Source organism: Cupriavidus sp. PET2-C1, assembly GCF_054515855.1.
In genome coordinates this window covers 1,344,410-1,367,712 of the sequence record NZ_CM137259.1, presented here as the reverse complement: position 1 = coordinate 1,367,712, position 23,303 = coordinate 1,344,410, and the positions used below count along the sequence as shown (strand labels likewise).

The 23,303-nt window shown below is 66.8% G+C and carries 24 protein-coding genes and 1 pseudogene; 12 read left to right on the top strand and 13 right to left on the bottom strand.

All coding sequences use genetic code 11. The annotated features are described in order from the left end of the window. The first annotated feature begins 35 nt into the window (after nucleotides 1-35). Together ACX12D_RS06250 and tldD are read left to right on the top strand one after the other, a co-directional pair. On the top strand, nucleotides 36-905 hold the full coding sequence (locus ACX12D_RS06250; protein WP_459373311.1) for a carbon-nitrogen hydrolase family protein: 870 nt from the start codon (nucleotides 36-38) through the stop codon (nucleotides 903-905). A gap of 105 nt (nucleotides 906-1,010) precedes the next feature. Further along, nucleotides 1,011-2,471: a metalloprotease TldD gene (tldD, locus tag ACX12D_RS06245; RefSeq protein ID WP_043344843.1), complete on the top strand. Its 1,461-nt coding sequence runs from the start codon at nucleotides 1,011-1,013 to the stop codon at nucleotides 2,469-2,471. A 45-nt stretch (nucleotides 2,472-2,516) separates the two neighbouring features. On the opposite strand, the gene ACX12D_RS06240 is transcribed toward tldD, so the two are convergent. After that, complete coding sequence (locus ACX12D_RS06240) at nucleotides 2,517-3,572, bottom strand: class I SAM-dependent methyltransferase (protein ID WP_459373310.1); 1,056 nt, start codon at nucleotides 3,570-3,572, stop codon at nucleotides 2,517-2,519. Between the two features lie 213 nt (nucleotides 3,573-3,785). On the opposite strand from ACX12D_RS06240, the gene ACX12D_RS06235 reads away from it, so the two are divergent. Further along, the gene (locus ACX12D_RS06235; protein ID WP_459373308.1) at nucleotides 3,786-4,085 is read left to right on the top strand and encodes a helix-turn-helix domain-containing protein; all 300 of its coding nucleotides are present in this window, start codon (nucleotides 3,786-3,788) and stop codon (nucleotides 4,083-4,085) included. 326 nt (nucleotides 4,086-4,411) lie between these two features. Next, on the top strand, nucleotides 4,412-5,491 hold the full coding sequence (gene aroG, locus ACX12D_RS06230) for a 3-deoxy-7-phosphoheptulonate synthase AroG (RefSeq protein ID WP_459373307.1): 1,080 nt from the start codon (nucleotides 4,412-4,414) through the stop codon (nucleotides 5,489-5,491). Nucleotides 5,492-5,612: 121 nt separating this feature from the next. Here aroG and ACX12D_RS06225 read toward each other — a convergent pair whose 3' ends face one another. Both ACX12D_RS06225 and ACX12D_RS06220 read right to left on the bottom strand, forming a co-directional pair. Continuing rightward, nucleotides 5,613-6,011 (bottom strand): c-type cytochrome, encoded by a 399-nt coding sequence (locus ACX12D_RS06225; protein WP_441633577.1) that lies wholly within the window; start codon nucleotides 6,009-6,011, stop codon nucleotides 5,613-5,615. Nucleotides 6,012-6,023: 12 nt separating this feature from the next. Further along, a complete protein-coding gene (locus ACX12D_RS06220) occupies nucleotides 6,024-6,371 on the bottom strand; it encodes a c-type cytochrome (RefSeq protein WP_043344837.1) in 348 nt (115 codons plus the stop codon). A gap of 411 nt (nucleotides 6,372-6,782) precedes the next feature. Here ACX12D_RS06220 and ACX12D_RS06215 point away from each other — a divergent pair, with 411 nt between their 5' ends. The 3 genes from ACX12D_RS06215 to ACX12D_RS06205 are packed head-to-tail and all read left to right on the top strand — an operon-like array spanning nucleotide 6,783 to nucleotide 9,514. Further along, nucleotides 6,783-7,661 carry an AAA family ATPase gene (locus ACX12D_RS06215; RefSeq protein WP_045238101.1) on the top strand — a complete coding sequence of 293 codons (879 nt, stop codon included), beginning with the start codon at nucleotides 6,783-6,785 and terminating at the stop codon, nucleotides 7,659-7,661. 10 nt (nucleotides 7,662-7,671) lie between these two features. Beyond that, nucleotides 7,672-8,286 carry a GNAT family N-acetyltransferase gene (locus ACX12D_RS06210; protein WP_459373306.1) on the top strand — a complete coding sequence of 205 codons (615 nt, stop codon included), beginning with the start codon at nucleotides 7,672-7,674 and terminating at the stop codon, nucleotides 8,284-8,286. Nucleotides 8,287-8,338: 52 nt separating this feature from the next. Then, a complete protein-coding gene (locus ACX12D_RS06205; RefSeq protein ID WP_006156773.1) occupies nucleotides 8,339-9,514 on the top strand; it encodes a vWA domain-containing protein in 1,176 nt (391 codons plus the stop codon). Between the two features lie 32 nt (nucleotides 9,515-9,546). Here ACX12D_RS06205 and ACX12D_RS06200 read toward each other — a convergent pair whose 3' ends face one another. From ACX12D_RS06200 to gcvA, 7 genes and pseudogenes are all read right to left on the bottom strand, one after another. After that, complete coding sequence (locus tag ACX12D_RS06200) at nucleotides 9,547-10,713, bottom strand: DUF1501 domain-containing protein (RefSeq protein ID WP_459373950.1); 1,167 nt, start codon at nucleotides 10,711-10,713, stop codon at nucleotides 9,547-9,549. A gap of 71 nt (nucleotides 10,714-10,784) precedes the next feature. Then, nucleotides 10,785-12,089, bottom strand: a pseudogene (locus tag ACX12D_RS06195) (DUF1800 domain-containing protein); the annotation flags it as partial. Nucleotides 12,090-12,192: 103 nt separating this feature from the next. After that, nucleotides 12,193-12,678 (bottom strand): periplasmic heavy metal sensor, encoded by a 486-nt coding sequence (locus ACX12D_RS06190; RefSeq protein WP_459373305.1) that lies wholly within the window; start codon nucleotides 12,676-12,678, stop codon nucleotides 12,193-12,195. Then, nucleotides 12,675-13,073, bottom strand: coding sequence for a hypothetical protein (locus ACX12D_RS06185; RefSeq protein ID WP_441633565.1), 399 nt, complete (start codon nucleotides 13,071-13,073; stop codon nucleotides 12,675-12,677). The genes ACX12D_RS06190 and ACX12D_RS06185 overlap by 4 nt, the downstream gene beginning before the upstream one ends. Beyond that, complete coding sequence (locus tag ACX12D_RS06180; protein WP_459373304.1) at nucleotides 13,070-13,639, bottom strand: RNA polymerase sigma factor; 570 nt, start codon at nucleotides 13,637-13,639, stop codon at nucleotides 13,070-13,072. The genes ACX12D_RS06185 and ACX12D_RS06180 overlap by 4 nt, the downstream gene beginning before the upstream one ends. Nucleotides 13,640-13,904: 265 nt before the next feature. Beyond that, on the bottom strand, nucleotides 13,905-14,210 hold the full coding sequence (locus ACX12D_RS06175; protein WP_459373303.1) for a YXWGXW repeat-containing protein: 306 nt from the start codon (nucleotides 14,208-14,210) through the stop codon (nucleotides 13,905-13,907). Between the two features lie 152 nt (nucleotides 14,211-14,362). Further along, nucleotides 14,363-15,265 (bottom strand): transcriptional regulator GcvA, encoded by a 903-nt coding sequence (gene gcvA, locus ACX12D_RS06170; protein ID WP_441633559.1) that lies wholly within the window; start codon nucleotides 15,263-15,265, stop codon nucleotides 14,363-14,365. Between the two features lie 169 nt (nucleotides 15,266-15,434). Between gcvA and ACX12D_RS06165 the strand changes: the two genes are divergently transcribed. The 3 genes from ACX12D_RS06165 to ACX12D_RS06155 all read left to right on the top strand — a co-directional run bounded on the left by ACX12D_RS06165 (nucleotide 15,435) and on the right by ACX12D_RS06155 (nucleotide 18,433). Beyond that, nucleotides 15,435-16,421: a tripartite tricarboxylate transporter substrate binding protein BugE gene (locus ACX12D_RS06165; RefSeq protein ID WP_150983798.1), complete on the top strand. Its 987-nt coding sequence runs from the start codon at nucleotides 15,435-15,437 to the stop codon at nucleotides 16,419-16,421. A 12-nt stretch (nucleotides 16,422-16,433) separates the two neighbouring features. After that, complete coding sequence (locus ACX12D_RS06160) at nucleotides 16,434-17,306, top strand: N-formylglutamate amidohydrolase (protein ID WP_174422873.1); 873 nt, start codon at nucleotides 16,434-16,436, stop codon at nucleotides 17,304-17,306. 314 nt (nucleotides 17,307-17,620) lie between these two features. Continuing rightward, nucleotides 17,621-18,433: a BspC domain-containing protein gene (locus ACX12D_RS06155; protein ID WP_459373302.1), complete on the top strand. Its 813-nt coding sequence runs from the start codon at nucleotides 17,621-17,623 to the stop codon at nucleotides 18,431-18,433. Nucleotides 18,434-18,615: 182 nt separating this feature from the next. On the opposite strand, the gene ACX12D_RS06150 is transcribed toward ACX12D_RS06155, so the two are convergent. Both ACX12D_RS06150 and yaaA read right to left on the bottom strand, forming a co-directional pair. Continuing rightward, nucleotides 18,616-19,758 (bottom strand): M14 family metallopeptidase, encoded by a 1,143-nt coding sequence (locus tag ACX12D_RS06150; RefSeq protein WP_459373301.1) that lies wholly within the window; start codon nucleotides 19,756-19,758, stop codon nucleotides 18,616-18,618. 93 nt (nucleotides 19,759-19,851) lie between these two features. Next, the gene (gene yaaA / locus ACX12D_RS06145; RefSeq protein WP_459373300.1) at nucleotides 19,852-20,637 is read right to left on the bottom strand and encodes a peroxide stress protein YaaA; all 786 of its coding nucleotides are present in this window, start codon (nucleotides 20,635-20,637) and stop codon (nucleotides 19,852-19,854) included. 39 nt (nucleotides 20,638-20,676) lie between these two features. Between yaaA and ACX12D_RS06140 the strand changes: the two genes are divergently transcribed. Continuing rightward, nucleotides 20,677-21,198, top strand: coding sequence for a putative toxin-antitoxin system toxin component, PIN family (locus ACX12D_RS06140; RefSeq protein WP_459373299.1), 522 nt, complete (start codon nucleotides 20,677-20,679; stop codon nucleotides 21,196-21,198). Nucleotides 21,199-21,252: 54 nt separating this feature from the next. Beyond that, complete coding sequence (locus ACX12D_RS06135; RefSeq protein WP_459373298.1) at nucleotides 21,253-22,440, top strand: pyridoxal phosphate-dependent aminotransferase; 1,188 nt, start codon at nucleotides 21,253-21,255, stop codon at nucleotides 22,438-22,440. Between the two features lie 76 nt (nucleotides 22,441-22,516). On the opposite strand, the gene ACX12D_RS06130 is transcribed toward ACX12D_RS06135, so the two are convergent. Beyond that, nucleotides 22,517-23,158, bottom strand: a complete 642-nt coding sequence (locus ACX12D_RS06130) for a glutathione S-transferase (protein ID WP_459373297.1) — start codon at nucleotides 23,156-23,158, stop codon at nucleotides 22,517-22,519. Nucleotides 23,159-23,303: the final 145 nt, after the last annotated feature.

Below are 23,303 nucleotides of genomic sequence, written 5' to 3'. Positions count from 1 at the left end.
GCCGCGCAGCCGCCGCAAGCCAAGGAAACCGCTTCATGACCGCAAACGCCTCCGCATCCGCACCCAGTTCGGCCCCTAGCTCGGCCCACAGCGCGGCCCCTTTTCGCGTCGCTGCCATCCAGACCATCAGCGGGGTTTCGCCCGAGGCCAACCTGGCCCGCGCCGACGCGCTGATCGCGCAGGCTGCCAAGGGCGGTGCCGAGCTGGTACTGCTGCCGGAGTACTTCTGCATGATGGGCCTGCGCGAAGGCGACAAGGTAGCGATCCGCGAGCGCGACGGCGACGGGCCGATCCAGTCATTCCTGGCCGATGCCGCGCGCCGCCACCGGATCTGGCTGGTCGGCGGCACCTTGCCCTTGTGGTGCGAGGACGAGGCCCGCGTCTACAACACGTCGCTCGTCTACGACCCGCGCGGCGAACGCGTGGCGCGCTACGACAAGATCCACCTGTTCGGCTTCACGCGCGGCACTGAAAGCTACGACGAATCGCGTACCATCCTGGCCGGCCAGACCCCGGTCAGCTTCGAGGCGCCCTGTGGACGGGTCGCCATGTCGGTCTGCTATGACCTGCGCTTCCCCGAGCTCTACCGCCAGCTCGCCGAGAGCGGCGGCACCAGCTTGATTTTGATGCCGGCCGCCTTCACCTACACCACCGGCCAGGCGCACTGGGAGATCCTGCTGCGCGCCCGCGCCATCGAGAACCAGTGCTATGTGCTGGCCGCCGCACAGGGCGGGAAGCACGAGAACGGACGGCGCACCTGGGGCCACTCGATGCTGATCGATCCCTGGGGCGAGGTGATGGCGGTGCTGCCGGAAGGCGAAGGCGTGGTGAGCGGGCTGATCGACCCCGCGCGCCTGGACGAGGTGCGGCAGAACCTGCCTGCGCTGCGCCATCGGGTGCTGTAGCATGTACAAGCAATGACCTGGCCGACTCCCCGGAATCGCCAGCATCCCAGATTTTTACGCGGCGGCGCCATTTCGCCACCGCGGCACGACGATAAAAGGACAACCATGAACGCCGGCGACCTCGGAATCCGCAACCTCGCCACCGCCCAGCAACTGCTGCTGGCGCCCTACGGCCTGGACGAAACCAACCTGCAGCGCGTGCTGGCGGACATCTTCACGCATAAGGTCGACTACGCCGACCTCTACTTCCAGTACACCCGCAACGAGGCGTGGAGCCTGGAAGAAGGCATCGTCAAGTCGGGCAGCTTCAGCATCGACCAGGGCGTTGGCGTGCGCGCCGTGTCCGGCGACAAGACCGCTTTTGCCTACTCCGACGACATCAGCCTGGACGCCTTGCTCAAGGCCGGCGCCGCGACCCGCACCATCGGCCGCGCCGGCAGCGGCCGCGTCAAGGTGGCGAGCAAGATGGCCTCCCAGGGCGGGCGCAACCTGTACTCGCCCAATGACCCGCTGGACTCGATGGACGCCGCCGAAAAGGTGGCGCTGCTCGAGCGCGTGGAACGCATGGCCCGCGCCAAGGACCCGCGCGTGGTGCAGGTGATGGCAGGCCTGGCCGGTGAATACGACGTGGTACTGGTGGCGCGCAGTGACGGCGTGATCGCCGCCGACGTGCGCCCGCTGGTGCGGGTCTCGGTCACGGTGATCGCCGAGCAGAACGGGCGCCGCGAGATCGGCTCCTCCGGCGGCGGCGGGCGCTATGCCTACGGCTATTTCACCGATGAGCTGCTGCGCCAGTACGTGGACGAGGCCGTGGCCTCGGCGCTCGTCAACCTCGAGGCGCGTCCGGCTCCGGCCGGTGCCATGACCGTCGTGCTCGGCCCGGGCTGGCCCGGCGTGCTGCTGCACGAGGCCATCGGCCACGGCCTGGAAGGCGACTTCAACCGCAAGGGTTCGTCGGCCTTCGCCGGCCGCATGGGCGAGCGCGTGGCGGCCAAGGGCGTGACCGTGGTGGACGACGGCACGCTGGCCAACCGCCGCGGCTCGCTCAACCTCGACGACGAGGGCAACCCGACCCAGTGCACCACACTGATCGAGGACGGCATCCTCAAGGGCTATATCCAGGACACGCTCAACGCGCGCCTGATGAAGATGCCGGTGACCGGCAACGCGCGCCGCGAGAGCTACGCCGCGCTGCCGATGCCGCGCATGACCAACACCTATATGCTCAACGGCAACCGCGACCCGCAGGAGATCATCGCCAGCGTCAAGCGCGGCCTCTACGCGGTCAACTTCGGCGGCGGCCAGGTCGACATCACCAACGGCAAGTTCGTCTTCTCGGCCAGCGAGGCCTACCTGATCGAGGACGGCAAGATCACCGCCCCGGTCAAGGGCGCCACCCTGGTCGGCAACGGCCCGGAATCGCTCAAGGACGTCACCATGATCGGCAACGACATGCGCCTGGACTCAGGCGTGGGCGTGTGCGGCAAGGAAGGCCAGAGCGTGCCGGTGGGCGTGGGCCAGCCGACCCTGCGCATTGAGAACATGACGGTAGGCGGCACGGCCTGATTGCCGTCCCGCAGGTCCCGCACGTCGGGCGCGGCGCCTTGCCGTTCAGGGCCGCGCCTCGTAGATCAGGTTGAACGGCGTTTGCGCCGCCCGGCGAAAACGCGAAAAACCGCCCTGCTGCACCACCGACCGCATGCGTGCCTCGCCCGACTGGGCCCCCAGGCACAGGCCCACCTCCTGCGAGCGCGACGCTGGCGTGCAGATGAAGGTCGAGGCCGAGTAAAAGACCCGCCCGATCGGGTTCAGGTTGTCTTCGAGCCGGTCGTTGGCGAAAGGCTCGACGATCATCCAGGTGCCATCCGGGCGCAAGGTCTCGCGCACATGCGCGGCGGCGCCGACCGGATCGCCCATATCGTGCAGGCAGTCGAACACGGCCACCAGGTCGTAATCCTTGCCGCCATACTCCTTGGCTTTTGCCACCTCGAAATGCACGCGGTCCTGCACGCCGGCGCGTGCCGCCGCTTCGGTGGCGAAGCGGATCGACGGCTCGTGGTAGTCAAAGCCGTAGAACTCCGATGCCGGATACGCCTGCGCCATGATGATGGTGGAGGCGCCATGCCCGCAGCCCACGTCGGCCACGCGAGCGCCGGCCTGCAGCTTGGCCTGCACGTCCTCCAGCGCGGGAATCCATTCCGCTGTCAGGTGCGCCGCATAGCCCGGGCGGAAAAACCGCTCGGTGCCGTGAAACAGTGACGGATCGTGTTCATGCCAGCCCAGCCCGCGCCCATTGCGAAAGGCGTCCACGATCTTGGGAATCGCCTTGAACTGCGCGACGGCGATCTGGAAGGCGCCGGGAATAAAGGCAGGGCTGCCCTCCTGGGCCAGTGCGAAGGCCTGCTCCTCGGTCAGGCTGAACAGATCAGTGGCTGGGTCATACGCGACATAGCCGCTGGCCGCCTGCGCGGACAGCCACTCGAGCAGGTAGCGCTCATCGGTATGGGTTTTCTCGGCCAGCACCTGCGCTGTCATCGGTTTCTCGGCCAAGGCCTTGTAAAGGCCGAGCGTATCGCCGACCACGATGGTGGCAGCATGCATCACCGCGCCCAGATCCTGGACGAACTGCCCCATGAAGGCGTTTAGCCTCCCCTCATCGATCGCCATGATGCTTCCCTCCCCCTCGCCTCAGCCCCGCGTGCCTGAGCTGCCCGGCACGCCGCGTTCGCCTGTTTTCCCCCGGCAAACCCGTGCAGGCGCCGCCGCCGCACTGCGGTGCGCGCTGGCGACGCCTATACTGGCCTCATTCATGTTGGTTCACGCACGGGATGGCGCCAATACGCAGCATTGCGTAGCTGCGCGCCACCCAAGGCCGCCGCAATGCTCACATCCAGCCGCAGCCAGGATGGCCAGGCGCTCTCCATGCTCGCCAGGCTGACCGCGCGCGAGCAGCAGGTGCTGCGCTGGCTGGCGCACGGCAAGACCGACCGCGAAATCGCGGGCATGCTCGGCATCAGCGCCCGCACGGTGCAAAAGCACCTGCAGCATGTGTACGTGAAGCTAGGCGTGGAAAACCGCACCGCCGCCGTGATGCGCGGGCTGGAACTGGATCCGGGCCCCGCCATGGAACGGCCGGAAATTGTGGCCGGGCCGATGCCGGACGCTTGCCAAGCCCCTTAAAACGCGCTATAAAGATGCTTCGTTACCCGATGGTCAACGGCCTCAGCCGGCGGAATTGGCAAGGCCGGCGCAATTTTCTGCCATCTCGTGACGCATTGCCGCAAATAACCGACGCCATTTGAGCCGCATCCCATCCATGTCCGCTAAGTTTTATTTTTACTTTTTTAGCGATCTCGCACCGCTGGCGGATGGAGAGGGACGATCGTAAGTGCCTCCAGAATTCAAAAAAAGCCGCCAGCGAACCTGGCGGCTTTTTTTATACCGGCCCGCACCCAGCTCTAGCCCAGACACCCCAAACACACGACCCTACAAAATCCGGAGCCATCATGCTGAAGAACACCGACGACCTGCGCATTCGCGAACTCAAGGAATTGTTGCCCCCGGCGCACCTGATCCGCGAGTTCGGCTGCTCCGAAAAGGCGTCCGACGTGATCTACGGCGCGCGCCAGTCCATGCACCGGATCCTGCACGGCATGGATGACCGCCTGATCGTGATCATCGGCCCCTGCTCCATCCACGACACCCGCGCCGCGCTCGAGTACGCCAAGCTGCTCAAGGTCCAGCGCGACCGTTTCGCCGGGGAGCTGGAAGTCGTGATGCGGGTGTATTTCGAAAAGCCGCGCACCACCGTGGGCTGGAAGGGGCTGATCAACGACCCGCACATGGACGGCAGCTTCAAGATCAACGACGGCTTGCGCACCGCGCGCGAACTGCTGCTGAACATCAGCGAACTGGGCGTGCCGACCGGTACCGAATACCTCGACATGATCAGCCCGCAATACATCGCCGACCTGGTCAGCTGGGGCGCCATCGGCGCGCGCACCACGGAAAGCCAGGTGCACCGGGAGCTCGCCTCCGGACTGTCGTGCCCGGTCGGATTCAAGAACGGCACCGATGGCAACGTCAAGATCGCCGTCGATGCGATCAAGGCCGCCTCGCAGCCGCACCATTTCCTGTCGGTGACCAAGGGCGGGCACTCCGCCATCGTGTCGACCTCGGGCAATGAGGATTGCCACATCATCCTGCGCGGCGGCAAGACGCCCAACTACGATGCCGCCAGCGTGCAGGAAGCCTGCGAAGCGATTTCCAAGGCCGGCCTGGCCGCGCGCCTGATGATCGATGCCTCGCACGCCAACAGCAGCAAGAAGCACGAGAACCAGATCCCGGTCTGCGAGGACATCGGCCGCCAGATGGCCGCGGGCGACGAGCGCATCGTCGGCGTGATGGTGGAATCCCACCTGGTGGGCGGCCGCCAGGACCACGTGCAGGGCACGCCGGTGGAAGACCTCACCTATGGCCAGTCGGTCACCGATGCCTGCATCGGCTGGGACGATTCGGTAAAGGTGCTCGAAACCCTGGCCAGCGCGGTCAAGGCACGCCGCCTGGCCAAGGGCACCGGCAACTGAGCCGCCCGACGCGGCCCGGGGCGCTTGCCCACGGGGCCGCGCGGGCAAAGAAAAAGCCGCTGGGATCAGCGGCTTTTTCTTGTTCCGGGCCCGCGCGCGGCGTGGGCCGGCGCCAGCTGGCTTACTTCTTCAGGACCAGGCCGCCCGGCAGCGATTCGATGTAGGCGGCGATATCCTTCAGCTCATCCCGGGTGAAGGGACGCGGCTTGCCATCCTTGCCCGTCACGCCAGGGTTGGCGTTGACCTGGCCGGCCATGATGGCGTTGGAGCGGCCCACCTGCGGGTTGGTGGTGATCTGGTAGGCAGCCAGCGCGTGGTACAGGTAGTCGGCATGCTGGCCGGCCAGCTTCGGGTAATCCGGGGTGATCGGGGCATTCAGGCCGGCGCCGTGGCAGGCCGCGCAGTTGCCCTTCTCCACCAGCGCCTTGCCGCGCGCGAGGTCGGCAGCCGAGGCAGTGATGGCCGAGGCGCCCAGCACGAGTGCGCCGATCGCGAGCGAAAGCGTCTTAAGCGTATTCATGGGTGGGTCCTCTTACTTCTGGGTGTTGTTTTGCGTGCTGGAAGACTGCTGCGCGTAGTAGGCAGCCACGTCGGCGATGTCCTGGTCGGTCAGGGTCGCGGCAATGCCACGCATGGTCGGGTGCTTGCGGTCGCCCTTCTGGTATTCCTTGAGCGCATTTTCGATGTACTTGGCGTTCTGGCCGCCGAGCAGGGGCACCTGGTACACCTCGGGGAAGGAGGCGCGATAGCCGGGAATCCCATGGCAACCAATACACATCGCGACCTTGTTTTTGGCGGCGTCCACATTGCCCTTGACTTCCTGGGCTTGCGCAGCCGTTGCGGCCGCGCCCAGCACCACCATCGTGAGGAGCTTTTTCATTGTCGTAGCTGATTGGAAGTGTTAAACCCTGCGTGACCTGCCCAACCGGTCGGAAATGGCTTCAGAATGCGTCCGGCCGGACCGTATCTGCCCGCGGGTAGATGCGGTGCTGCCAGCGTAGGCCGGATACCCGCAGCGCCGTAGTTAGCGCTGCCGGTGCATCTCGGCGTTGTCTCCGCCTCATTCTGTAACCATCTCTTGTCATCGCCGCCTCCCGGCAAGGACCGCGGGAGTGACAAGGCGGACAAAGCGAGGGGGGTGGAGTCTTGGACGTGGGGGGCGCGTCAAACCGCCGCATTGTACAGCACGCTGCACGCGGCAGTCCAGCATGGCACGGCGAGCCACACGCGAACCGGAAAGCTCTTTTATACTGGCCAATTCCGACACGCATAAACCCCTTCAGGTTGCCCCATGTCCAACACCACCAACGCCAGCCAGAACCAGCAAAGCCGTTTCGAAGGCACGCAGCAATACGTCGCCACCGATGACCTCAAGCTGGCCGTGAATGCCGCCCGCGCCCTGCAGCGCCCGCTCCTGATCAAGGGCGAGCCCGGCACCGGCAAGACCATGCTGGCCGAGGAGGTGGCCGCGGCGCTCGGCATGCCCCTGCTGCAGTGGCACATCAAGTCCACCACCAAGGCGCAGCAGGGCCTGTATGAATACGACGCGGTGTCGCGCCTGCGCGATTCGCAGCTCGGCGACGACCGCGTCCACGACATCCGCAACTACATCATCAAGGGCGTGCTTTGGCAGGCCTTCGAGGCCGACCAGCAAGTGGTGTTGCTGATCGACGAGATCGACAAGGCCGACATCGAATTCCCGAACGACCTGCTGCGCGAAATCGACCGCATGGAGTTCTATGTGTATGAGACGCGCGAGCTGGTCAAGGCGCGCCACCGCCCGCTGGTGATCATCACCTCGAACAACGAGAAGGAGCTGCCCGACGCCTTCCTGCGCCGCTGCTTCTTCCACTACATCAAGTTCCCCGACGCGGAGACCATGCAGCGCATCGTCGACGTGCACTATCCCGGCATCAAGCGCGAGCTGGTGGCCGCGGCGCTCGAATCGTTCTACGAGATGCGCAACCTGCCGGGCCTGAAGAAGAAGCCCTCCACGTCGGAACTGATCGACTGGCTCAAGCTGCTGATGGCCGAGGACATCCCGCCCGAGGCGCTCAAGAGCCCGGACAAGAAGGCCGCGATCCCGCCGCTGCACGGCGCGCTGCTGAAGAACGAGCAGGACGTGCACCTGTTCGAGCGTCTGGTCTTCATGAACCGCGCCAACCGCTGAGCGCCGCGCCATGGCACGCTTTATCGAACCCGTCACCCTGCGCGGCCAGCACGCCCTGCTGGAGCCGCTGCGCCCCGAGCATGAGGCCGAGGTACAGGCCGCCGTCGCCGACGGCGAGCTGTGGAAGCTCTGGTACACCTCGGTGCCGGCGCCGGACCAGGTGCGCGCGTGGACCGACACCGCGCTGCAGATGCGCGAGCAGCAGGGCGCGATGCCGTTCGTGATCCGCGAGGTCCGCGATGGCGTGCCGGGCGCGGTGGTGGGCGCGACGCGTTACTTCAATGTCGACGGTGCCAACCGGCGCCTGGAGATCGGCCATACCTGGCATGCGCAGCGCGTGCAGCGCAGCGCCGTGAACACGGAATGCAAGCTGATGCTGCTCACGCATGCGTTCGAGCAGCTGGCATGCATCGCCGTGGAATTCCGCACGCACTGGATGAACCACCAGAGCCGCACCGCCATCGCCCGGCTCGGCGCCAAGCAGGACGGCGTGCTGCGCAACCACCAGCGCATGCCCGACGGTTCGCTGCGCGATACCGTGGTGTTCTCCATCATCGCCAGCGAATGGCCGACGGTGAAGCGCCACCTGCAATACCGCCTGGACCTGCCGGGGCGCGCCTCGTGAACCTGCACGCAAACCGCCGCACCCGCTCCGGGAAACTCTAAGCGAGCTCACCATGCTGATCGATTTTTTCTTCTCGCTGCGCCACGCCAAGCTGCCGGTCTCGGTCAAGGAATACCTGACCATGCTGGAAGCGCTCAAGGCCGAGGTGATCACGCCGTCGATCGACGAGTTCTACTACTTGTCGCGCATGACGCTGGTCAAGGACGAGAAGCACTTCGACAAGTTCGACCAGACCTTCGCCGCCTACTTCAAGGGCATCGAAAGCCTGGTCGACTGGAAATCCGACATCCCCCTGGACTGGCTGCAAAAGACGCTGGAGCGCGAGCTCTCGGCCGAGGAAAAAGCCAAGATCGAAGCCATGGGGGGACTCGACAAGCTGATGGAGCGGCTCAAGCAGCTGCTCGACGAGCAAAAGGAAAAACACGAGGGCGGCAACAAGTGGATCGGCACCGGCGGCACCTCGCCGTTCGGGCACGGCGGCTATAACCCGGAAGGCATCCGCATCGGCGGCCCGTCCAAGGGCAACCGCACCGCCATCAAGGTGTGGGAAACCCGCGCCTACAAGGACTACGACGACCAGGTCGAGCTCGGCACGCGCAATATCAAGGTGGCGCTGCGCCGCCTGCGCCGTTTCGCGCGCGAAGGCGCGGAGACCGAGCTGGACCTGGACGACACCATCCACTCCACCGCCGCCAATGCCGGCCTGCTCGACATCAAGCTGCGCCCGGAGCGCCACAACAAGGTCAAGGTGCTGATGTTGATGGACGTCGGCGGCTCCATGGACGACCACATCAAGCGCGTGGAGGAATTGTTCTCGGCCACCAAGACCGAGTTCAAGCACCTGGAGTACTACTACTTCCACAACTGCGTGTACGACTACGTGTGGAAGAACAATCGCCGCCGCCATGCGGAGAAGATCGCCACGTGGGACCTGATCCACAAGTACACGCCGGACTACAAAGTGATCTTTGTCGGCGATGCCACCATGAGCCCGTACGAGATCCTGCAGCCCGGCGGCTCGGTGGAGTACAACAACCCCGAAGCCGGGGCGGTATGGCTCAACCGCCTGATCGAGCAGTTCCCGCGCTTCGTCTGGCTCAACCCCGAGCCTGAAGGGCTATGGCAATACCGGCAGTCGGTGACGGTGATCAACCAGATCATGAAGTCGCGCATGTATCCGGTCACGCTCGGCGGACTGGAGCAGGCGATGCGCCTGCTCTCCAAGTAACGCCACCGGGTCTGGACTGCTGCCCCTGTGTTTCAGGCGCGCAGCAGTCCGCCCAGCATTCCCCCCTGCTCGCCCCCGTCCCTCCGCCCTTCCCCGCGTCCGAACAGCGTGCGCGCCACGCGCTCGCTATCCAGCCCGAAGCTCTGTGCCGCTGCCGCGGCGATCAATCCATCCAGTTCCGTGGTCGGCGTCAGGTCGCGCCCCTGGTAAAGCGAGCCCTGCGCCAGCCCCGGCCAGTCTGCCAGCACGCGCCCGCCTTTGACCCCGCCGCCCAGCAGCATCGCCGCCGCGCCGGTGCCGTGATCGGTGCCGCCGGTGCCGTTGGCCGCGGCGGTGCGCCCGAATTCCGTGGCCACCAGCACGGTGGTGCGCTCCCATGACGGGCCCAGCCCGTCGCGCAGTGCTGCCAGCATGGTGTCCAGGGCCTTGAGGCGGGCCGCCAGGCGTGGCGCTTGCGCGCTGTGCGTATCCCAGCCGCCGGTCTCGATCATGGCAATGCGTGGCCCGTCCGCGCGCGCCAGGAAGCCGGCGGCGAGACGGCCGAGGCTGGCCGGGTCCTGGCGCGCACCGGCGTCGCCTGCCAGCCCGCGTGCCTGCATGGCCGCGTTCCAGAGCGGATGCAATTGCGGATCCATCTCGTAGAGCTGCCCGACGCGCGCGAGCAGGTCATCAGGCGCTGACGGCAGTGCCGATGGCGCATAGGAGCCGACCTCCACCGGCCCCCGCAGCGCCGCCGGCACCGTGGGCGCGAAAGCGATGGCATTCTCGGGCCGCTTGGGCAGCAGGCTCACCAGCCGGTTCATCCAGCCATCCTTCACCTGGTAAGGCGCGGCGCCGCCGGTCTCAAGCACGTTCTGGCCGTCGAAGTGCGAACGCTCGCGATATGGCGATGCCACCGCCTGCACGAACAACGCCTGCCCGGCGGCGTACATCCGTGCGGTCTCCGTCAGCGCGGGATGGAGGGCGAAAGTGCCATCGAGCCTGGTGGCTTGCGCCGCGTCGATGGCCAGCGTGCCACGCAGGCGGGCGTAACCGGGATCGGCGTAGGGAATGACCGTGTTCAGGCCATCGGCGGCGCCGCGCTGGATGACGAAGACGAAGCGGCGATCGGAATCGACGCTGGCGAGCGTGAGGCGCGGCAACGCAAGCATGGCGGCGGCACCGCCCGTCACGCGGAGGAAATCTCGGCGGGAAAACATGGCAATCACCTCCGTTGAAAATCGGGCGACACCAGCAGCAAGGCCAGTGCGGTCTGCGCGCTTTCGGCGCGCGCGATGGCGGCAGCGGTTGGTGCCGACAAGGTGCCCGCAAGCAGCTTGGGGCCGAGCTCGCGCGCGTCGATCCGGTCGCCGATGCGCGCCGCCAGCCGTTGCGCCAGTTCGACCCGGCGCACCAGCGCATCGGGCGCGGCCCAGCTAGCGGCGATGTCGTCGTAGCCCGCTGGCGAGCCCGGCCGCCAGACCGGCTGCCCGAGCTGGGTCAGCATGGGCGCGAAGTGCTGCGCGCCCGCCTCGCGCAAACCCAAGCCGCGCAGGGAGGAAAGGGTCCACTCCCACGGCGTCTTGAATTTTGCCGGCTCGCTGGCCCACGCCTCGGGTGACTGCACCAGCGCGCGGTACATGTCGGGCAACGCACCGCCACTACGCAGGTACGCCTGCGACAAGCGCGCCACCAGCGCGGGCGGCGGCGCATCGGCAACGAAGTGGCGCACCAGCTTGGTGGCCAGGTGATTGGCCGTGGCCTCGCTCTGCGCAAGGTCGTGCAGCACGGCCAGCGCCTGCGCCTCGCCCTGCTGCGGGTAGCTGCGCCCGAGGATAGTGCGGGTGCCAGGCTCATGCACGCGCGTGCGGAACTGGAAGCGCCCGGGCTCGCCGTCTTCGCGCGCGCCCAGGCCACCGATGCTCCAGCCGGTCAGCGCACGGGCGAACTCGGTCACGTCGGCCTGCTGGTAGCCGCTGCGCACGCCGAGCGTATGCAGCTCCATGATTTCGCGCGCGAGGTTTTCGTTCAATCCGAGCTGGCGCTCGGGAGCGCGTTGCGCGGCCAGCCGCGCAGCCATGCTGTCGGGGCCGATCGAGCGGACCTGGTCCAGGAAGACCTGCATGGCGGGATGGCGCTCCACCGCGACCAGCATGTCCTCGAAGCGCCCAAGCACATGGGGACGGATCGCCTCGGCCTCGAAGGCGCCGGCCAGCGCGGCGACGGCCGGCTTCTCCACCGACACCGCGAAGTGGTTGGACCAGAAATGCACCAGCCGCTCGACGAACGGCGCTTGCGTCACCAGCGCACTGGTCACGCGCGCGTCGACGGCATCGCGATAGGCCTCGCGCGTCTCGCGCTGCAATTGCTGGCGCGCCGCGGTCTTCGCATCGGCCTGCGCCTGGCGCACCTCGCGCTGCTGGGCGCCGAGCTCGCCGGCCAGCGCGGCCGAGTCCGGCTGCGCGCTCCAGGCCGCGGGCCTGGCCTCGTAGCGCTCGAACTGGGCCAGCAGCCAGCCACGCGGATCGGCCGGCAGCGGATCGGCCGGGCGCGCGCCCAGCCCGAACCGGTTGACCGCGACAGCCGCGGCCGTCATGGCGGTGTTCGTCATGCGTCGCTCCCCTGGGAAGTGCCTGTTGGCCTTGTCGCTATCGCTATCGCCATCGTTGTGGTTGTGGTTGTGGTTATCGATTGCTGCATCATGGCGCCGCCTTCGCAGGCCGCGCCTGGCCGGTGCGCAGCGGGCCGCGCTGGACCAGTGCGTCAGCCAGCGTCTGCCTCTGCTCGGGCGACAGCGTGGCGGCGAAATCCACCACGCTGCCTTCCAGCCGGGCACGCACCGCGGCATCGGCCTCGCGCGTGCGGGCCAATGCCGCCGCCAGCGCGTCGCGTTCGAACTGCGGCTGCCGCAGCAATTGCTCGACCTGGTGGCGTCCGTCGCGCGCGGCGTCCACGTCCGACGCCGCGGCACGGCGCGCCGCGCGCAAGCCTTGCAGGAATTGCCTGCGCTGCTCGGCCTCCAGCCCGTCGGCGGCAAAACGCAGGCCGCGCGGCTGCGCGGCCGCCTGGCGCTCCACGGCGTACCAGCGATAGCCGCCACCGCCAATCGCGCCCAGCAGGAACACGTTGACCAGCACGGAGACCGCCAGCGCTACCTTGAGCCGCTTCAGCGTACGCTCGTTCATTCCTCGCTCCCGTTATGCGCCATGCCACCGAAGCCGGTCGGGGCGTAGGGCAGATCGATAGCGGCCGGCGCCGGCACCGTGGCCAGCACGGCCGAGACCAGCAGCGCGCCTGCCAACGTGCCGGCCAGGCCGACGCCGGCCAGGCCCAGCCCGGACCACCACCACGGCGCACGCGGCGCGCTCGCGCTCGCCGCAATGCGGCGCTGTAACGCCGCATCGGGGGCCGCCACCTGATGCGCGGCCAGCAAGCGGTCGAGCGCAGCGGCTTCGGCCAGCGCGCCAAGATGCCCGGGCGCGGCAGCCATGGCCTGGCCCGCGGCTCGCTCCCCTTCGGGCCAGCGTGCGGGGTCGGCACCATAGCTCTCGGTCAGTGCGCGAAATCTCTCGGGTGTCATCGCAAATCCTCATGATGGCTGTCTTGCATGAGCAAATCGCGCAGGTTGCGGCGCGCGCGCGCCAGCAAGCTCTCCAGCGCCTCGATGCTGATGCCCATCAGCGCGGCGGCCTCGCCATTAGGCAACTCCTGGTAATACTGCAGCACCAGCGCCTCGCGCTGGCGCGCGGGCAGCTTCGCCAGCGCCGCGCCTACGCGCACGCCCTGCGCCGCCGCATCCAGCGCTTCCTCGGGCCCGGCCCCGGGCGCCGCCTGCTCGGGCACCGGCTCCATGGCCTGCTCGCGCGCGCCGCGCAAGCGGTCGTAGCAAAGGTTCAGGGCCACACGATGCAGCCAGGTGTCAAAGCGCGCCCGGCCAGGTTGCCAGCGCGCGGCCTCCTTCCACAACCGCACGAAGACTTCCTGCGCCACGTCCTCCGCTTCGCCGCGGTCGCCCAGCATGCGCGTGGCCAGCGCCAGCACGCGCGGCAGCTTGCGCGAGACCATTTCGCGCACCGCGGCTGCATCATGCCTGCCGACCCGCGCCAGCAGCGCATCGTCCGGATCTGTGTCGCTTGTGTCGCTCAATGGGTGTGGTTCCGCGTTGCCGGTTCGTCCTTCTCGCAAGCTACCCGCCCCCGGGGCGGGCGCGGCTTGCCTCGTCAGTAAACAAAAACCGGCGCGCGATAGTGGTAGTAAGCGGGCCGGGCCGGCACGATCACACAGCCAGACAACGTGACGGCGACAAGCGCCGCGATCAGAAGGCTTTTCATCGCTTACCCCTTGCTGTGGTTACTGCCATCGCACTTGAACAATGTCATGCCGCTCGCGGCGGTCGCGGCGGTCGCGCCGGTCACCGCGACCAATGCCCTTCGACCCAGCGCCATTGCGGGCCACGCGCCACCCAGTGCCCCGGCACCCAGCGGTAGCCCGCCCTGGCCGGGCGCCAATGGCCGCCCACCCAGACGTAGGCGCCATTGCGCCATTGCCAGTGGCCCGGATCCCAGGCATAGCCGCCGCGCGCGGGCGGCAGGACCTCCTGGCGCATCGGCGGGGGCGCCGTGGGTGCGATCACGATGGTTTGTGCGAATGCCGGCGCCAGCGCGAACGCCGCCGTCACGGCGACGCCCAGGCGGGCAAGGCTAGCTGAGAGAGGCATTGATCTGCGCATGAGAACCTCCAGTCCACAATCCACAGCCTGGCGCGGCTTGCACGCAGGCTTGTCATGTCTGTCATGTCTCTTAAACGCAGGCGGGCGGAAAAAACCGTCGCGGAAAAGCGTAAGTTTTGATTACAGCGGCGGCGCGCGGCTCACGCCACCACGTCGACGCCTTCCATCACCCACTGGCGAAAGGTCTGCAGCGCCGGCAGATGCTGTTTCTGCTCGGGATAGCAAAGGTAGTAGCCCTTCTTGCTCAGCACCCGCGCCGGATGCGCCACCACCAGCACGCCGGTGGCGAGCTCCTCCTCGATCAGGCAGCGCGGGATCAGCGCGATGCCGAGCCCCGACATCGCCGCCTGCGTCAGCAGCGAGAACTGGTCGAAGCGCGCGCCGCTCCACGCCTTGCGGGTTGCCACGCCAAGCTCGGCGAACCAGTCGGGCCAGGCTTCGGGCACGGTGGTGTGATGCAGCAGGGGAAAACGCAGCAGCGCCGAGGGCACACGCGCCATGCCTTCCGGCTCGCCGGCCAGCAGGGCCGGGCGGCACACGGGCAGCACTTCGCGGCCAGTCATGTAGTCGGCAAGGCTGCCAGGCCACATGCCGTCGCCGAAGCGGATGGCGGCATCGAGATCGGGCTGGGAAAAATCGTAGCCCTGCGCGTGCGGCACGAATTCAAGGCTGACATCGGGATGCTTCTCGAAGAACTGCGGCAAGCGCGGAATCAGCCACTTGGCGCCCAGCGTGGGCATGCTGGCGATATGCAGGGTGCCGCCGCGGCCCTGCTTGGCGATCAGTTCCACCGTGGCAGCCTCGATCTCGGTCAGGCTCGGGCGGATACGGTCCAGGTAGCGCTGGCCGGCATCGGTCAGCATCAGGCGCTGGCGCACGCGCTCGAACAGTTCCACGCCGAGGAAGGCCTCCAGGCTGCGCACCTGCTTGCTCACGGCGCCCTGGGTGACGTGGAGCTCCCGCGCCGCGGTGGTGAAGCTGTTGTAGCGTGCGGCAGCCTCGAAGGCCTGCAATTCAGTCAGCGACGGACATAAGCGTCGCATAGATAACCCCTTACTTCACTACCAAACGGAATGATCGCACGATTTTATTTCGTTTGCGGTGTGCCTGCACGAACAAGCAGAATCGGGGAAGCCGTTCTTTTCCCCGCTTTCACTGCTTTAGTCGCTTTCCTTCTCTCCTCCTCTCCTCCCTCCATTCAGGAACCGAACCATGCAACGCCGTAACATGCTCCGCCTCCTTGCCGCCGCCACTGGCGCCGCCGCCGCCGGCCTGTCGCTGTCGGCCGCTGCCCAGGGCACGTACCCGACCAAGCCGATCTCGCTGGTTGTGCCGTTCCCGGCAGGTGGCACCACCGACATCGTGGCGCGCATCGTGGCTGACAAGCTCGGCCAGCAACTGGGCCAGACCGTGGTGGTGGACAACCGCGGCGGCGCCGGCGGCAGCATCGGTACCGGCTACCTGGCCAAGGCCGCGCCTGACGGCTACACCCTGGGCATCGCCACCGCATCCACGCACGGCATCAACCCGGCCGTGTACCCGCGCCTGTCGTATGACGCCACCAAGGACTTCACCACCATCACCAACCTGGCTTCGGTGCCCAACGTGATGAGCATCAACCCGGCGGTGAAGGCCAACGACATGAAGGCCTTCATCGCGCTGGCCAAGGCCCAGCCGAACAAGATGGCCTACGGCTCGGCCGGCAACGGCAGCGTCTCGCACATGATGGGCGAGCTGTTCAAGATGAGCAGCAAGACCGAGCTGCTGCACGTGCCGTACAAGGGCGTGGGCCCGGCGCTCAACGACGCGCTGGCCAACCAGGTGCAGGTGCTGTTCGACAACCTGCCGTCCTCGCTGCCGTTCATCGAAGGCGGCAAGCTGCGCGCCCTGGCCGTGGCCTCGCCCAAGCGCGTGCCGGCCCTGCCCAACGTGCCGACGTTTGCCGAACTCGGCCTGCCTGAAGTCAACGACGCCGCCTGGTTTGGCCTGATCGCACCGGCCAACCTGCCTGCCGACGTGCAAGCCAAGCTGCACGACGCCACCGTCAAGGTACTGGCGCTGCCGGAAGTAAAGGCTAAGCTGGAAAAGCTGGGCGCGGTGCCGGTTGGCAACACGCCGGCGCAATTCGCCGCGCAGATCAAGTCCGAAGTCGCGAAGAACAAGCGCATCGCCGCCGCAGCCAAGATCACCCTGGATTAAACGACGCACATCATGACGGAAGCAGACCGAAAGACCGGGCTCAGCCCTTACCTCCTGCAACTGCCGCAAGGCGAGAGCAGCCCGCTCTTTCTCGATTCGCCGCATAGCGCTACCAGCTACCCGGCCGATTTCCGGCCGGCGGCCGGCTTGCCCCTGCCGCTGCTGCGCCAGGCCGAAGACACCTTCGTCGACGAGCTGTACGCCGACGCTCCCGCACGCGGCATTGCGCTGCTGTGCGCGGGCTTCCCGCGCAGCTACCTCGATGCCAACCGCGGCATCGAGGAAATCGACGAAGCCGTGCTCGACGCGCCCTGGCCCGGCCCGCGCCAGGAAACCTCCAAGACCCGTCTTGGCAAGGGCCTGGTGTGGCGTGTGCTGGATACCGGCGAGGCCATCTACGACCGCAAGCTGAGCGTGGCCGAGGTGCAGGCGCGCATTACGCAGTACTACCTGCCCTACTACGCGCAACTGCAAAAGCTGGCCGACCAGGCCATCGCCACGCACGGCAGCGCCTGGCACATCAACTGCCACTCGATGCCCAGCCAGGCGGCGCAGTACGCCACCGAGCATCCCGGGCTGCAGCATCCGGACTTCGTGGTGGGCGACCGCGACGGCACCACCTGCGACACGCGCTTCACGGACCGCGTGGAAGGCGTGCTCAAGGACATGGGCTACGACGTCTGGCGCAACCACCCCTACAAGGGCGTGGAAATCGTGCGCGTGGTGGGCCAGCCGGCGCAAAAGCGCCACAGCCTGCAGCTTGAGATCAACCGCAAGCTGTACATGGACGAAGTCGGCCTGGTGCACAACGCGGGCTTCGGCAAGCTGAAGGCAGACCTCAACGCGCTGCTGGACGACCTCAAAGCCTTCGTCAAGACAATCTGAGCAAGTTCCGCGTTTTCGCGTTTGAGGACGCTAAACACCAGTGAGGCCCGCCGCGCATTGCGTGGTGGGCCTCACTGGCACCCGCGCCCGCCTCGCTCGTATCTTACTCGTGTATCACCCCTCGCGCCGCCATCCCCGGGCGGCCCGTGCAGCCGGGCAAAACGATGCCCCGTGCTGCACTCTGCTGCACATCCCGCATGCATTCACTTCGGGTAGAACCCTTAAGTCAGGAGATTTCGGAACTTTGCCGCATGGGTTTCCTCTATCATGGCAGACCTTTGCCAACCCCTTACGCTCCAAAGCAAGACGATCCCGTGATCCGACGAATCTCTGACCTCCTCAGCAGCCGGCTGTGTGCGTTCGCTGCTGCAGTGGCAGGTGCGATCGCCCTGGTGGGCTGCGCCGATACCCCGCTCAATGATCGCGACGCCGTGGTGACCCCCGGCATCGCCACCCCGGCAGCCGCTGCCAACTCCACATCCACCCGCGCCGCGCAGACCCCGCCCGCCACCCCCGCACCGCCTACCAAGACCGTGACCCTGCCCGCGCAAGGCCGCGTGAGCCTGGCCGAGTACCGAGCGCAGATGCGCGAGCAACTGATGCAGACCGAGAACGCCAGCGCGGATGTGGCCGATTGCGCCGCGCACGCCAGCTGGGTCGTGCCCCGCTCGGCCACCTACGACGCCTTGAAGATCCCCACCGGCGCGCTCGGCGCCGGCCAGGCTACCGTCGAGCCATGGGACGGCCGCTTCTCGCAAGGCAAGCAAGCGGTGCCGGTCAGCTCCGTGGTGACATTTTCCGCGACCGCCCACAAGCGCCGCGCCGAAGCCCAGTGGGAACCGGTCAAGGTGCGCTGCGGCTATGCCGACGGCATGATGCTGGCCTATGAATTGCTCGATGGCAGCGGCACCGTCATCAGCGAGCCAGCGGCAGCACCCGCGGTGCACAGCGGCAGCAGCACGCGCCATGCCGCCAGCAGCAAGGGCCACAAGGGCAGCAAGGCAAGCAAGTCCGGCTCCGGCAAGGCCACCAAGTCGACCTCCTCGTCCAAGTCGAGCAGCAGCAAGCCGACCGCCAAGAGCAGCACCAAGACCACGGGCAAGTCCACCACCAAGAAGGCGCACTAAGACCTGGCCAGGCGCCTGCGGCTCCAAAGGGGCCGCCCAGCTTGCTGACAAAGCCGGATCTGAGTTGTCGTGCTCCCCTCTCCCCCTGAGGGGAGAGGGAGAGACAGCCGTCGTCATGGGCGGGGCTTTGGCCCGTTCGGCGGCTTCGGCTAATGCTTCAGGTTTGTCAGCAGTCTGCGCCCTCAGCCCAGTTGCGCCAGCACCGCCTGCAGCATCGCCGCGCCCAGCAGGGCGCTGCGCGCGCCGTTCCAGCCCACGGCCGGATCGGGCTGGTCGGCATTGTCCTTGAACGGCATCTCCAGCGTCAGCGACAGGCAGCCAAAGGTATGGCCGATGTACTTCGAGGCCAGTTTGAGCGCGTCCTGGTTGTACTTGCTGGCAGCGTAGCCGTGCACGTCCTGGAAGTCCGGCGTGGCACGCTTGAACGCGTCGATGAAACGCAGTTGCTCGGCCTTCTGCACCTCGGTAAAGCCGGGCAGCATCTCGCTGCCGGCGACGAAGTTATAGGGCAGGGCCTCATCGCCATGGATGTCGAAGAACATGTCGCAACCGGTGGCCTCGATGGCGCGGCGCACGTGATACACCTCCGGGCTGGTCTGCTCGCTGGGGGCCATCCATTCGCGGTTGAGGTTGGCGCCGGCCGCATTGGTGCGCAGGTTGCCGCGCGCCGAGCCGTCGGGGTTCATGTTCGGCACGATATGGAACACGGCGCGCTCCAGCAGGCAGCGCGCCACCGGGTCGCCGGCCCACATGCCGGTGCCCGTCAGGCGCTGCAGCACGCCCTCGCAGAACCATTCCGCCATGGATTCGCCGGGATGCTGGCGCGCGATCATCCAGATGGCCTTCTTGCCGTCGCCGGGCGTGCCGACCGTGACCGCGGTCATGTCGCGGCCGTCCACCGTGCTGCCCAGGTGCGACAGCCGCGCCAGCGGCGAACGCTGGCAGGTGGCCAGCAGGGACAGGTGGCGGTCCTCGGAGTACGGCTCGAAGTAGGCCAGCCACACGCTGTCATGCTCGGGCGTGAAGGCCACCGTCATGGCGCTGCCATCGAAGCTGGTCGGCACGCGGAACCAGTGCGCGCGGTCATAGGAGGCCACGGCCTGGTAGCCGCGCCAGCCGTCGGGGTAGGTGCAGTCGCCGGCATTGAGGAACTGCAGGCGGCATGCCTGGCCAGCCGCGCCCTGCAGCCGGAAATGGAACCACTGGCGGAACTCTGCATGCGAGTCGGCCCGGATGCGCAGGCGGATGTCGCTCGCTTGCGCAAGCGATTCGACTTCAATGGCGCCCGAATCGAAGCTGGCGGAAATATGCAGGGCTGAACTCATGATGTGGCATCTCGGAGGGTTCGGGCCGGGATGCCTGTAGGCCATCCCTGGCCGGGGTTCGGGGGCGATAGGGCGTAGCCGGAGCAGCGTGCGTCAGTCTTCCAGGCGGCGGCGGAAGACCCAGCGGGCGTCGTCGGATGCCGCGGCATCAAAGGCATAGCCATGCTCGGCGAAACGCTTGAGCTTGGCCGGCTCGGTGATGCGATGCGTTACCGCGTAGCGGGCCATGAAGCCGCGCGCCCGCTTGGCGTGAAAGGAAATGATCTTGTAGCGGCCGCCCTTCCAGTCCTCGAACACCGGGGTGACGATCCTGGCGCCAAGCACCTTGGGACGCACCACCTTGAAATATTCCTCGGAGGCCAGGTTGACCAGGGCCGGGCTGCCGTCTGCCTTCTGCGCCTTGAAGTCTTCGTTGAGCAACTGCGTGACGTCATCGCCCCAGAAGGCATAGAGATCCTTGCCCGCCACGTTGTCCAGGCGCGTGCCCATCTCCAGCCGGTAGGGCTGCATCCGGTCGAGCGGGCGCAGCACGCCGTACAGGCCGGACAGGATGCGCACATGCTTCTGCGCGAAGCCAAGGTCATCGTCCGACAGGCTGGCCGCGTCGAACCCCTCGTACACATCGCCGTTGAAGGCGAGCACGGCCTGCTTGCTGTTGGCCGCGGTAAATTCCGGCGACCAGTCGCCGTAGCGGGTGGCGTTGAGCACCGCGAGCTTGTCGGAGACGTCCATCAGCGCCCCGATATCCTGCGGCGCGAGCTTGCGCAGACGCTCGATCAACACCGCCGAACGGTCGATAAAACGGGGCAGCGTATGGGTCTTCAGACGCGGGGGCGTCTCGTAGTCGAGCGACTTGGCAGGGGACAAGACGATGAGCATGGCAAAATCGCGGCAAACACAAAGGCCAGATTGTAACGAATGCACCCCGACTCTACCGCAGTACCCCTTAATTCCCCGCTGGCACCGCGGGTCGTGCTCGACTCCAACATCTGGGTCGACCTGCTGGTCTTTGCGGATCCGCACGTCGAGCCGATCCGGGCCGCCCTGGACACCGGCGCCATTGCCGCGGTGATCCGCGCCGATTGCCGCGAGGAGTTGCGCCGAGTGCTGGCTTATCCGCAATTTGCCCATTTTGGCGTCGATATTCCCGCCGCCATGGCCACGGTCGACCGGCTGACCGCCCTCCTTGCCATCCCGGAAGAAGCCGACATCGCGGCGGCCCGCCTGCCGCGCTGCCGCGATACCGATGACCAGAAGTTCATCGAGCTGGCGCACTTTGCCCAGGCCGCCTGCCTGGTCTCCAAGGACAAGGCCGTGCTCAAGCTCAAGGGCCGCCTACGCCGCCAGAGCGGCGTGGATATCCTGCTGCCCCAGGCCTTCGCCAGCTGGCTGGCCACGCGCGAGGAGGCCGCGGCACAGGCGCCGGCCGATCCCCGCTAGAATGCCAGCATCGTTTTCCGCCCATCCCGACCGCCCAGCCTGACGCAGCTTCCCATGCCCACGAACCTTTCCGCCCAGCCCGGCACCCTTGCTCCCCTCACGCCGCCGGCTTCGCGCCTGCCCAAGGTCGGCACCACCATCTTTACCGTGATGTCGGCGCTGGCCGCCGAGCGCAATGCCGTCAACCTCGGCCAGGGCTTCCCGGATTTCGACTGCGACCCGAAGATCGTCGATGCCGTCGCGCACGCCATGCGCTCGGGCCTGAACCAGTACCCGCCGATGGCGGGCGTGCCCAAGCTGCGCCAGGCCATCGCCGGCAAGATCGGCAAGCTGTACGGCCATGCCTACGACTGGGACAGCGAGATCACGGTCACCGCGGGCGCCACCCAGGGCATCCTGACCACCATCCTGTGCGCCGTGCATCCGGGCGATGAAGTGATCGTGCTGGAACCCTGCTACGACAGCTACATCCCCGCGATCGAAATGGCCGGTGGCAAGGTCGTGTCGGTGGCCCTCGACGCGCCGCACTTCCACATCCCCTTCGACCGCCTCGCCGCCGCGATCACGCCGCGCACGCGGATGCTGCTGATCAACACGCCGCACAACCCCACCGGCACCATCTGGCGCGCCGGCGACATGGATCGCCTGGCCGGACTGCTGGCGGGCACCGACATCCTGCTGCTGTCGGACGAGGTGTACGAGCACATGGTGTTCGACGGCCAGCCGCACCAGTCGGTATCGCGTCACCCCGAGCTGGCGCGCCGCAGCTTCGTGGTGTCGAGCTTCGGCAAGACCTACCACGTGACTGGCTGGAAAGTGGGCTATGTGGCAGCGCCGGCCGCGCTCTCGGCTGAGTTCCGCAAGGTGCACCAGTTCAATGTGTTCACGGTGAACACCCCGGTGCAGCATGGCCTGGCCGACTACATGGCGGACCCGGCGCCCTACCTGGACCTGGCGGCCTTCTACCAGGCCAAGCGCGACTTCTTCCGCGCCGGGCTGGCCGCCACGCGCTTCAAGCTGCTGCCGTCGGACGGCACCTACTTCCAGTGCGTGGACTATTCCGCCATCTCGGACATGAGCGAGGCGGATTTCTCGATGTGGCTCACGCGCGAGATAGGCGTGGCGGCGATTCCCGTCTCGGCCTTCTACTCGCAGCCGCGCGAGTCCGGCGTGGTGCGCTTCTGCTTTGCCAAGAAGGAAGAGACGCTGGCGCTGGCGCTAGCGCGGTTGAAGGCGCTGTAGCCACCGCTTTGGCCAGCGAAAAAAGCGCCCGCGGCATGCCGCGGGCGCTTTTCCTTGCTTTGTGCAAACCCTTCGCTTACTTCCGGCCGCTCAGCATCAGCTCGGTATTCACCTTGCGGTCCTCATTCACCTTCTGCACCGTCGGGCGCTCCGACATGCGCTTGAGGTACTCCTTGACCGGCAGGTCGGCCAGCATGTCCGTACCGTAGATGATCTTGGTGCAAGACGAGATCAGCGGAAAGTGCACCACCGCGGCGCAGTCCGCCAGCGTAAAGGTGTCGCCCGCCAGGTAGGGCGAGAACTTCGCCAGCTTGGCAAAGGCGGGGATATAGCGCTCCAGCAGCTTCTTCTGGCGTTCCTTGACGCCGTCGCTGACCTTGCCGCCGAAAAACGCTTCAGGGTAAAGCTCGCGCGCGGTCAGCTCCAGGTACAGCTCCAGGAAGGTCACCAGTTCGCGCACCTTGGCCGCCTCGTAAGGGCTGGCGGGCAGCAGCGGCGTTTGCGGGTAGGTCGCCTCGATGTAGGCGTCCAGTACTTCGGACTCGCATAGCGGGCCGTGATCGGTGATCATGTAGGGCACCTTGCCCAGAGGCGTGGCTTCGAGATCGGTCTTGCCGATCCAGGCCAGCTCCTCCTCGAACGGCAGGTTCTTTTCCAGCAAGGCCAGCTTGACCTTGTTGTAGTAGTTGCTGGCGGCAAAACCACAGAGTTTCAGCATGTCGTCTCTCTCCTCGTTATGGCGTGATTGGCAACCCACCGGGTGGATCGCGATGAAATCGGGGGCTAAGGTACCCTGCCCACACACAGGCAAGCAGGCATTGTGTGCCATGACAGACTCTGGCGGTCCGCATTGGCCGATCAGC

Coding starts and splice junctions, on each gene's coding strand:
- ACX12D_RS06185 (WP_441633565.1), bottom strand. CDS start 13,073: ATGACACCCGAGAGATTTCGCGCACTGACCGAGAGCTATGGTGCCGAC.
- tldD (WP_043344843.1), top strand. CDS start 1,011: ATGAACGCCGGCGACCTCGGAATCCGCAACCTCGCCACCGCCCAGCAA.
- ACX12D_RS06240 (WP_459373310.1), bottom strand. CDS start 3,572: ATGGCGATCGATGAGGGGAGGCTAAACGCCTTCATGGGGCAGTTCGTC.
- yaaA (WP_459373300.1), bottom strand. CDS start 20,637: ATGCTCATCGTCTTGTCCCCTGCCAAGTCGCTCGACTACGAGACGCCC.
- ACX12D_RS06205 (WP_006156773.1), top strand. CDS start 8,339: ATGCTGATCGATTTTTTCTTCTCGCTGCGCCACGCCAAGCTGCCGGTC.
- ACX12D_RS06215 (WP_045238101.1), top strand. CDS start 6,783: ATGTCCAACACCACCAACGCCAGCCAGAACCAGCAAAGCCGTTTCGAA.
- ACX12D_RS06210 (WP_459373306.1), top strand. CDS start 7,672: ATGGCACGCTTTATCGAACCCGTCACCCTGCGCGGCCAGCACGCCCTG.
- ACX12D_RS06225 (WP_441633577.1), bottom strand. CDS start 6,011: ATGAATACGCTTAAGACGCTTTCGCTCGCGATCGGCGCACTCGTGCTG.
- ACX12D_RS06250 (WP_459373311.1), top strand. CDS start 36: ATGACCGCAAACGCCTCCGCATCCGCACCCAGTTCGGCCCCTAGCTCG.
- ACX12D_RS06190 (WP_459373305.1), bottom strand. CDS start 12,678: ATGAACGAGCGTACGCTGAAGCGGCTCAAGGTAGCGCTGGCGGTCTCC.
- ACX12D_RS06140 (WP_459373299.1), top strand. CDS start 20,677: ATGCACCCCGACTCTACCGCAGTACCCCTTAATTCCCCGCTGGCACCG.
- aroG (WP_459373307.1), top strand. CDS start 4,412: ATGCTGAAGAACACCGACGACCTGCGCATTCGCGAACTCAAGGAATTG.
- ACX12D_RS06160 (WP_174422873.1), top strand. CDS start 16,434: ATGACGGAAGCAGACCGAAAGACCGGGCTCAGCCCTTACCTCCTGCAA.
- ACX12D_RS06220 (WP_043344837.1), bottom strand. CDS start 6,371: ATGAAAAAGCTCCTCACGATGGTGGTGCTGGGCGCGGCCGCAACGGCT.
- ACX12D_RS06175 (WP_459373303.1), bottom strand. CDS start 14,210: ATGCCTCTCTCAGCTAGCCTTGCCCGCCTGGGCGTCGCCGTGACGGCG.
- ACX12D_RS06165 (WP_150983798.1), top strand. CDS start 15,435: ATGCAACGCCGTAACATGCTCCGCCTCCTTGCCGCCGCCACTGGCGCC.
- ACX12D_RS06135 (WP_459373298.1), top strand. CDS start 21,253: ATGCCCACGAACCTTTCCGCCCAGCCCGGCACCCTTGCTCCCCTCACG.
- ACX12D_RS06200 (WP_459373950.1), bottom strand. CDS start 10,713: ATGTTTTCCCGCCGAGATTTCCTCCGCGTGACGGGCGGTGCCGCCGCC.
- ACX12D_RS06235 (WP_459373308.1), top strand. CDS start 3,786: ATGCTCACATCCAGCCGCAGCCAGGATGGCCAGGCGCTCTCCATGCTC.
- ACX12D_RS06130 (WP_459373297.1), bottom strand. CDS start 23,158: ATGCTGAAACTCTGTGGTTTTGCCGCCAGCAACTACTACAACAAGGTC.
- ACX12D_RS06150 (WP_459373301.1), bottom strand. CDS start 19,758: ATGAGTTCAGCCCTGCATATTTCCGCCAGCTTCGATTCGGGCGCCATT.
- gcvA (WP_441633559.1), bottom strand. CDS start 15,265: ATGCGACGCTTATGTCCGTCGCTGACTGAATTGCAGGCCTTCGAGGCT.